The sequence below is a fragment of the Microcystis sp. M_QC_C_20170808_M3Col genome (assembly GCF_007095505.1).
Classification (GTDB): Bacteria; Cyanobacteriota; Cyanobacteriia; order Cyanobacteriales; family Microcystaceae; genus Microcystis.
Genome location: NZ_SFBY01000246.1, coordinates 1 through 7,874 on the forward strand (window position 1 = coordinate 1; position 7,874 = coordinate 7,874).

General features: G+C 42.1%; 11 protein-coding genes and 2 pseudogenes. 4 read left to right on the forward strand and 9 right to left on the reverse strand.

Going from position 1 to position 7,874, the window contains the following annotated elements:
- Positions 1–319: 319 nt before the first annotated feature.
- The gene (locus EWV84_RS11100; protein ID WP_287078051.1) at positions 320–811 is read left to right on the forward strand and encodes a type II toxin-antitoxin system VapC family toxin; all 492 of its coding nucleotides are present in this window, start codon (positions 320–322) and stop codon (positions 809–811) included.
- Positions 798–1,007 (forward strand): hypothetical protein, encoded by a 210-nt coding sequence (locus EWV84_RS11105; RefSeq protein ID WP_287078052.1) that lies wholly within the window; start codon positions 798–800, stop codon positions 1,005–1,007. Before EWV84_RS11100 ends, EWV84_RS11105 begins: the two co-directional genes overlap by 14 nt.
- 224 nt (positions 1,008–1,231) lie before the next feature.
- Here the strand turns inward: EWV84_RS11105 and EWV84_RS11110 are convergent, their stop codons facing one another.
- Positions 1,232–2,230, reverse strand: coding sequence for an adenosine kinase (locus EWV84_RS11110; protein ID WP_287078053.1), 999 nt, complete (start codon positions 2,228–2,230; stop codon positions 1,232–1,234).
- 164 nt (positions 2,231–2,394) lie between these two features.
- Positions 2,395–2,607 carry a protein IsiD gene (gene isiD, locus EWV84_RS11115; RefSeq protein WP_286824631.1) on the reverse strand — a complete coding sequence of 71 codons (213 nt, stop codon included), beginning with the start codon at positions 2,605–2,607 and terminating at the stop codon, positions 2,395–2,397.
- Positions 2,608–2,755: 148 nt separating this feature from the next.
- Between isiD and EWV84_RS11120 the strand changes: the two are divergent.
- Together EWV84_RS11120 and EWV84_RS11125 are read left to right on the forward strand one after the other, a co-directional pair.
- A pseudogene (locus EWV84_RS11120) lies at positions 2,756–2,908 on the forward strand (SDR family NAD(P)-dependent oxidoreductase); the annotation flags it as partial.
- 387 nt (positions 2,909–3,295) lie between these two features.
- A pseudogene (locus EWV84_RS11125) lies at positions 3,296–3,928 on the forward strand (SDR family NAD(P)-dependent oxidoreductase); the annotation flags it as partial.
- Positions 3,929–4,164: 236 nt separating this feature from the next.
- Here the strand turns inward: EWV84_RS11125 and EWV84_RS11130 are convergent.
- The 7 genes from EWV84_RS11130 to EWV84_RS11160 all read right to left on the reverse strand — a co-directional run.
- Positions 4,165–4,851 carry a helix-hairpin-helix domain-containing protein gene (locus EWV84_RS11130; protein WP_287078054.1) on the reverse strand — a complete coding sequence of 229 codons (687 nt, stop codon included), beginning with the start codon at positions 4,849–4,851 and terminating at the stop codon, positions 4,165–4,167.
- 6 nt (positions 4,852–4,857) lie between these two features.
- Complete coding sequence (locus tag EWV84_RS11135) at positions 4,858–5,211, reverse strand: NINE protein (protein ID WP_002798892.1); 354 nt, start codon at positions 5,209–5,211, stop codon at positions 4,858–4,860.
- Positions 5,208–5,420 (reverse strand): hypothetical protein, encoded by a 213-nt coding sequence (locus EWV84_RS11140; RefSeq protein WP_002761887.1) that lies wholly within the window; start codon positions 5,418–5,420, stop codon positions 5,208–5,210. The genes EWV84_RS11135 and EWV84_RS11140 overlap by 4 nt, the downstream gene beginning before the upstream one ends.
- A gap of 54 nt (positions 5,421–5,474) precedes the next feature.
- Positions 5,475–5,756 carry a DUF2470 domain-containing protein gene (locus EWV84_RS11145; protein ID WP_286824626.1) on the reverse strand — a complete coding sequence of 94 codons (282 nt, stop codon included), beginning with the start codon at positions 5,754–5,756 and terminating at the stop codon, positions 5,475–5,477.
- A gap of 403 nt (positions 5,757–6,159) precedes the next feature.
- The gene (locus EWV84_RS11150) at positions 6,160–6,639 is read right to left on the reverse strand and encodes a hypothetical protein (RefSeq protein WP_286827365.1); all 480 of its coding nucleotides are present in this window, start codon (positions 6,637–6,639) and stop codon (positions 6,160–6,162) included.
- A gap of 137 nt (positions 6,640–6,776) precedes the next feature.
- Positions 6,777–7,670: an ABC transporter ATP-binding protein gene (locus EWV84_RS11155; RefSeq protein WP_287078055.1), complete on the reverse strand. Its 894-nt coding sequence runs from the start codon at positions 7,668–7,670 to the stop codon at positions 6,777–6,779.
- Between the two features lie 10 nt (positions 7,671–7,680).
- Positions 7,681–7,874, reverse strand: a 194-nt coding sequence (locus EWV84_RS11160; RefSeq protein WP_287078056.1) for a hypothetical protein, incomplete at its 5' end; no start/stop codon positions are given.

The following is a 7,874-nucleotide window of genomic DNA, read 5'->3' on the forward strand; positions in this document are numbered from 1 at the left end:
CCCAAGCACTTACGAATCTTTTGTTGACAGTAATCCCTGAGTGCGAGGAGGATTTAGAACAAGGATCAGCTATTACGGTTGAGCCAAGCCGTATTCGTATTCGTCGTTTACCATTAGTGTCTGATGTCTAACCGTTGCACACCGACCGTATTCAGTCTCTTGGTTGAGTCCAAGAAGTTACTAGCGGTGGGTGAACGGAAACGTTATGCTGACTGTGAATATTTCACATACAAGGTTAGGTTGACGACTGTTACCCAACACCTTTGAAACCAAGATTAAATGCGGTAGAATAGGCATTGGATGGATTTTCTAGATTGCCGTGAGCGAAACCGTCTATATTGAAACCAGTATTATTGGTTATCTAACAGCCAGATCGACCAAAAACCTGATTATTGCGGGGAATATCGAAACAACACGAGACTGGTGGCAAAATCGCCGTAATGATTTTGTTCTCTATATTTCACAGGTTGTTTTGGATGAAGTAGCCAAAGGAGATGCTGAGATTGCTTTGAAACGATTAGAAATTCTCAATGAATTGCCCTTGGTTGAACTCAATCAGGCTGTACGCAACTTGGCAACCCAGTTTCTTATGCGAAGCAATCTTCCTCCCAAAGCTTCTGATGATGCGGTTCACATTGCTGCGGCGACTGTCCACGGGCTAGATTACTTGTTAACATGGAACTGTAAACATATTGCCAACGCTCAAATTCAGAGGAAGTTGGCAGAGATCAGTCTTGATTTGGGATACGAGTTACCCATAATTTGTACTCCTTACGAACTTTTAGGAGATTATAACGATGTGGCAAGATGAAATTTTGGATGAAATTCATAAATTTCGAGAAGAACACGCTAAATCCTTTAACTACGATTTGGATGCAATGTTTGTAGATTGGCAAAAAAGACAAGCAGAAAGTGGCAGGCAGGTAGTCAGCTTACCACCAAAGCAAGGTCTAACAAGTCGTTGGAGCCGACCAAAACAGGATGAACCACAAGAATCTCAAATCTAATCGTGGCGGCTCAACTTAGCCGTTATACTGAATCGTTTTTTAATAGCATGATTAACTGCCAATCCAACTTGAAAAACCCGCTCCCTTCCCCCCACTTCCCACTCTCCTATACCTTTTAAAGAGGATTTAGTATGACTATCTGGATTACTCGTTAAGACTGTCTATGAGCAGGGAGCAGGGAGAAAAAACCTGACTACTGACTGAAAGCTGATCACCGACAAAACCTATCCCAAAACGATCGAATCGCGCAGGGATTGAATTTCCTCGGTTTGTAAACGCGCCCCAAAAGTAGAAACCACCCGCGAGGCTGCCAGAGAAGCGAGATTTCCCGCTCCTTTGTAACCCATACCGTGGGTAATACCGTAGAGAAACGCACCTGCATACATATCCCCCGCACCGACGGTATCGATCGCCTGTACGGGATGGGGGTCAATTTCCAGCAGATTTTCGCCATCATAGATCAAAGAACCACTGGCACCCCGGGTGATAGCGAATCCTTTGGCAATGGTTTTAAAATAGGCGATCGCTGACTCGATTTCCTCGCTGCCAGAAATAGTCAAAGCTTCCGACTCATTAGCGAAAACGAAATCTAACCCCTTTCCGATCATTTCCAGTAATCCCTCCCGGAAGAAGATCGCCATATTGGGATCCGACAGGGATAAAGCGGTTTTGACTCCAGCAGCCTGAGCAATTTCTCGCCCTTTAATAGCGGCAGCTTTGGCAGTGGGAGAGGTGACGAGATAACCTTCGAGATAGAGATAATCGGCATTAGCGATCGCTGAAGGGACTAATTCCCGTTCAGAAATTTCCCCGGTGATGCCGAGAAAAGTATTCATGGTGCGATCGGCATCAGGAGTGACGAAAACTAGACATTTTCCCGTAATTCCCACCTCTTTTTCGCCACCGTGTTCATTGGTATGCAAACCACAGGCGCGCAGATCTTGTAGATAAAACTTGCCCAATTCGTCATTGCCCACTTTACAGGAATAGAAACCTCTACCCCCCAACTGAGCGATCGCTACTAGGGTATTAGCCGCCGAGCCGCCACCGCTGCGTTTACAATCAAAAGCCAATTTTTCCATCAACTGGGTTTGACGATTTTCGTCCACCAGCGTCATCACTCCTTTATCGATGCCCAATTCTTGCAGTAATTCAGGAGAGACTTGAAATTCCATATCGACGAGTGCGTTACCGATCCCATAAATGTTGTATTGTTTGCCCATAATTTAGTTGATCGCCTAAAAATACTTTGTTACTGATAGTAGGGAAATAAGGAGCAAAAAGCTAGGGGCTTTTTTCAGCCAGAGAATACCATAATCAAAAATAATGGGTGTGCTAGTCTCACACCCCCAGTAATTTGTGTTAAGTTTTGTTTAACCAAGCAACTTTAAGCCTCATCGTAGGCTTCTATATCCAACAGATAAAGATAAGATTCGGCTAATTCCTGCCTTTGAAAAGCGATCGCTCGCAACATATGCCAATCCCGCAAAGCCTCGAAGGGGTTGCTATACTCATCTTTTTCTAGTCGTTCGGCTAAAGAAGCAATATCAGCGGCGGTATACTTGGCAATATCTTGATCAGTGAAGCTTATAACTGTCATTTCTGCACCTTCCTCGACCTTTGTTCTATTTCTAGCCTAACATATATTCTGAGTTGAAAAAATGCCTTCCCCGCCAAGTTAAGAACTGTAAATGGAAAGTTCACTGTGGTACAATTCCAGAAAAAAAGCTATTTTTAGTTGATCTTCTATGAAAACAGCCCTCATTACCGGCGCTTCTACCGGTATCGGTGTCGTCTTTGCTCGTCAACTTGCTCAAGGGCAAATGGAGCTAATTTTAGCCGCTAGATCCAGAGATAAACTAGAACAATTAGCGGCGGAATTAGAGGAACAATACGGGTTGACATACCCCACGCCGTAAACGGACGTGGATTCTTCTAGCATCACTGCTGAGAATTTCTGGCTCAACGAGTCCACTTGAATTAGATTCCTGGCGAAATCCAACCCAGAGGTGGTTCTCTCCTCAGACTTTCGCGACCTTACAGAAGCCTGTTTTCGTGTGCCCCACGATACAGTTCAAAACCTCTAAAATAATTGGTTTCTCTGGTACTTGACGCTTAGAGCTTTTACCTATAGGAGCATTCCCCTATAGAACCCCATAACTCTAGTTTTCAAGGTGCGTTCATCCTGCGATGACTGGGTTTTTTAAGCGGTTGCTTACCCGGCCCCCTATTCTTAATAGCATACATCATATAAAGTCGCCCTAAAAGGGCGAGGCTTTAAACCCAATTTTTCGGTAAAAGTGACAGTTATCGTTCAATATCTGACCGTTGCCGGGGCGGGAAAGCTAGTATATGATACGGTGAACCAAAAAGGAATCAACGTCGATTTACTGGTAAATAATGCCGGTTTTGGTGATTATGGTGCTTTTAGCGAGCAGGATTTAGCCCGACAGTTAGAAATGATCCAGTTAAATAATCTGGTACTGGTGGAATTAACCCACTATTTTCTCGGTCCGATGCTTGCCGGCGCCGGGGGGGCAATCATCAATGTTGCTTCCACTGCGGCGTTTCAACCGCTGCCCTATCTTTCCGTCTATGCGGCGACAAAAGCCTTTGTCCTCAGCTTTAGCGAGTCTCTCTGGGCAGAAAATAAAGACAAAGGCGTTGAAATCCTCGCTCTTTGCCCCGGTCCGACGGAATCGAATTTTTTTGAGGTGGCCCGATTTCCCAGGGCTTTTATGGGCAAAAACGGCTGGTTAGATTCGGCGGAAGTTGTGGTACAAGAGGCTTTAACCGCCTTGGCAAACAAACGCCCCAACGTGGTAGCCGGTAAATTTGCTAATAAAATTATCGTCAATCTGCCCCGTTTTTTACCCAGAAGTTGGATCGTGTCTTTGATAGAAAAGCAATTCAAGGTATAACTAGGGTTGGCTGAAAAATTTTTTCGTGAAGGCAGGGTGTGGGGTGTAGGGTGTAGGGTGTAGGGTTTTACCCATTTTCAGATGGTCAATTACCTAATTTTCAGGGAAAAAGTGCCTGAATTTTCCCCCCGATCACTCCAATGACTGGCACTTGTTTGATTTGAAAAAAGCCTCAAGATATTACCCAACAAGGTTTTTAGATTTATTCAGCAGACCCTAACTAGAATCAAGCTAATCTAGAGCAATTGCTGATAGGATTTTAAGGGAATACCTGTACGGTTTCTCACTTCGATCGCCGAACGATAGACACCATTTTTTTCTCTTTCGGCGACAATTTTATCGGCCAGGGAAAAGTCAAGACCGAGATTGACTAATTCCTCAACGGAGTGGTAGTTTAAACAACGCCAAGAAACGTCAACTTCTTGGCGAATATCGTAGGCAAAGATAATCAAAGGTTCCAATTTTTTGAGATAATTTTCTGGTAGGCCAGCCAAGAAGTGTAATTCTTCTAAATGGGTAAAAATATGTCCTTCATTACGGACAGAAACGATATCATTGGCATAGACAATCGGCAACCCTAATTTATGAACCAGATCGTTGGTGGAACAGCTGTTAATATCAATTTTTTCGAGAGGAGAGGATGACTGTCTGGAATCGGTTCTATTTGCCGAAGCTATTGGATGGGAATTAAGCTGTTGACGGATGTATAAACCCAGGCCGATTTGGGCAAACCAAATTACGATAAAAGACTCTTGTGTAAGGAAAATAAGGGAGATAATTGTCAAGGCAATGCCGACGGATAACCAACTTTGGTTATTAGTTTTTTTGCCAGCATTAGCAATGGCAAGCCCACCGAAAACTGGGACTAAAGATAGCCAGATCCACTCAGAAGATTCGGGAGGGCGAGGAGAGAGATTAGACATATTTTTTTAAAGAGAATCTAAATATTTTCTGCGTTTTTCTTCGTATTCTTCAGCAGTAATAATTCCCTGATCGTAAAGTTTTTTAAGCTGGAGTAAAGTAGCGGTTTTTTGCTGACCTGATTCCGGCAGTCCTCGCTCTCTACTGCTGGGGAGATAGTTAGGATTGTATTTAGCATCAAAAGCTTGATCTGACATGATGATTAAACCAATAAATTCAAAAAAAGCAATGATGCCGGGGATAAAAGTCCAGAAGAAAAGTAGATAGAGAACACCTGCCAAATTCTCCCCTAGATAAAACTTATGGATGCCAAGATAACCGAGAAAAAAGGCTAGTAAAGCCGCTATAGTTCTATTTCTCATAATTTTTGAGATTTCCCTAATTTAGCCAGAAGAAAGTATAAAACCACGATGCCTGTCTGTAATTCCAAGAGAGTAATATAACCCTTGACTAGATAATTTAATTCTAGGGAGGAATTAAAGGCAAAAACTAGCACACCCAAGACTAAAAAAGGCAGTAAACGCCAGCCAGACTTGGGTATTTTTATTCCCGTACTATTAACCTGATTCATGGGCTAATTCTCTAGGTTGGTCTTTTTCGGTGATAGTCGCAAAATCGATCTTTGTCAAGGGGTGGTTTGATTAACTTTTAGCATCTCAACGAGGATATTATGGGCATCTTTGGCTGATTCTAGGGTGCGCTCGAAAGCTATTCTAATTGTTTGACTCTCCCCTAATTTTTCTACTACTAAATCCATGCCTTGGGGATCGATGGAGAGCATTTGAGCGGTTTCTGCATCGGTAATATTACCGTAAACTTGAGCGTAGAAGAGCACGGCATCACCGTGATCTTTGTTCATGTGTTTACAGATGCGATCGCTAATGGTGGGAGTGATAGTTTCAGACATAATATTCTCGAAAAAAATCGATAATAAGGTGGGGACGGATAAAAGCCAGTTCTAAATCGAGGCAAATGGGGGGGGATATTAGTTAGGGTAGCTTAATTAATCGCTAATTGCCAGATAATTTGAGCTTGGGGATGGCAGGTATCAATAATAAGTTTAATATTATTTTCTTGACAAAAATACTTAATTGTGCATTGCTCTAATTGTCCCACTGAAGGTCAATCGGGGTAGAGAGTAAGATCCGGGGCTACCCGCGCAGTTAAATTGCCTGTTGAGATGAGACAAGAGGCAACAGTAAAGGGATTGGGTGAGATTTAGCTAATCGGATAGGTGGTTAAAATGCCTCTTAGCTTAAAACCCCACACCCTGCCCCCAGAAAAAACTTTTTCAGCACACCCTATATATTTTATCGTTCACAACCGACAACAGAAGCGGTGTAGGTATTACCGATGTGCTGAATACCATTGACAAAAAGATTGACTAAAAAAGGTTGATCATTTGCCCGTACTGTGGCAGTAATTGTTAAGGGTTTATCGGGTTCGATTCGTACTCCATTAGTATTAAAAAATTCCTCGTTAGTTTGATCGCTATACTTGAGAAACAGCCGGATATCAAAGGAGGCAGCCCGGGGGACAGAAACCGTAACGATAAACCTCTGAAAACTTCTACCCCCCGGAACTGCCCAATCGGTATTCCAATTATTACGAGTTATGATAACACCGAAAGGACCTGGAACAGTGGGTTGTGAGACGGTTTTCGTAACTTCACTACCTTCACCCCCTAATAGAGAAAGTGGCCGACAATTTTGCGCGGCTGCCGGTAGATGTGAGCTTAATAATACCGCCGATAGACCCAATAAGCCAGTGATAGAAGTTAATTTCATCATTGATTCCGTCTCCAATTAATAGAACCTATCCAAAAATTATAGATGATCATGACGCTAAAAAAAACGGCGATTTAGCTTAATTGAGGTCAATTACTGAAAAAAATGCCGATAATCAACCTGAATTCTCAAAAACGGGTTTAAAATTGATTCATAATTTCCATATAAATATGTTCTAACTGTATCGTCTGACGGGCGATAGAATCAATATTAATGCCATCGAATGCCCGAATAATCTCGCTTAATTCTAGATGTTCATGTAACCAAAAAGCTAAATCTTTTCCGTAAAATTTGGGAGTAAATCCTAATTGTTTACCTCGATTTATTGCCGCTTCTTGATCCTGGGTATCCATGATAATAATTTCTTTCGCAGGAATATGCTGACGCAGCTGATTTAAATTACCTTCGGCAATAATACGACCTTGTTTTAAAATCCCGATACGTTGACAGAGACGCTGTGCTTCATCGAGGAGATGGGTAGTTAATAAAATTGTCATTCCCTGGCGCCGTAATTCTCCGATTAAATCCCAAATTTCATAACGAGATTCGATGTCTAAACCGGTGGTTGGTTCATCGAGAATTAATAATTTTGGCTGATGAACAATAGCCACGGCAATATTCATCCGGCGCTGCATTCCACCGCTTAAAGTTTCCACCGGACTACGGGCGCGATCAAGCAAATTTACTGCGGATAAACTGCTTTTAATCCGATGACGACGCTGGGTGCGATCGAGTCCATAAATCTGAGCAAAAAAGTTGAGATTTTCCTCACAAGTAAGGGATTTGTACAACAAATTTTCCTGCGGGGCAACCCCAATTAATTCTTTAGTAACTCTGGAAATTGGCAAATAATTAAAGGTAATTTCTCCCGATGAGGGTTTTAATAAATTACAAATTAAGTTAATAGTGGTGGTTTTTCCCGCACCATTGGGACCGAGTAAACCGTAAATTTCCCCCGCTTCAATATGAAAGTTTAATTGATCTAATACTAAGCGTCTTCCGTAATTTTTTTTGACATTATTAATAGTCAGCATTTGTAATAAACTAATAAGGATAGTCAGGAGTCAGGATTAGGGAGTGGGAGACATGGGAAGACAAATTAATCAATACTCTTGCCTTTTCTAACTGATAACTGATAACTGATAACTGATAACTGATAACTGATAACTGATAACTGATAACTGATAACTGATAACTGATAACTGATAACTGATAACTGATAACTGATAACTGATAAC

Coding starts and splice junctions, on each gene's coding strand:
- EWV84_RS11105 (WP_287078052.1), top strand. CDS start 798: ATGTGGCAAGATGAAATTTTGGATGAAATTCATAAATTTCGAGAAGAA.
- EWV84_RS11110 (WP_287078053.1), bottom strand. CDS start 2,230: ATGGGCAAACAATACAACATTTATGGGATCGGTAACGCACTCGTCGAT.
- isiD (WP_286824631.1), bottom strand. CDS start 2,607: ATGACAGTTATAAGCTTCACTGATCAAGATATTGCCAAGTATACCGCC.
- EWV84_RS11130 (WP_287078054.1), bottom strand. CDS start 4,851: ATGTCTAATCTCTCTCCTCGCCCTCCCGAATCTTCTGAGTGGATCTGG.
- EWV84_RS11135 (WP_002798892.1), bottom strand. CDS start 5,211: ATGAGAAATAGAACTATAGCGGCTTTACTAGCCTTTTTTCTCGGTTAT.
- EWV84_RS11140 (WP_002761887.1), bottom strand. CDS start 5,420: ATGAATCAGGTTAATAGTACGGGAATAAAAATACCCAAGTCTGGCTGG.
- EWV84_RS11145 (WP_286824626.1), bottom strand. CDS start 5,756: ATGTCTGAAACTATCACTCCCACCATTAGCGATCGCATCTGTAAACAC.
- EWV84_RS11150 (WP_286827365.1), bottom strand. CDS start 6,639: ATGATGAAATTAACTTCTATCACTGGCTTATTGGGTCTATCGGCGGTA.
- EWV84_RS11155 (WP_287078055.1), bottom strand. CDS start 7,670: ATGCTGACTATTAATAATGTCAAAAAAAATTACGGAAGACGCTTAGTA.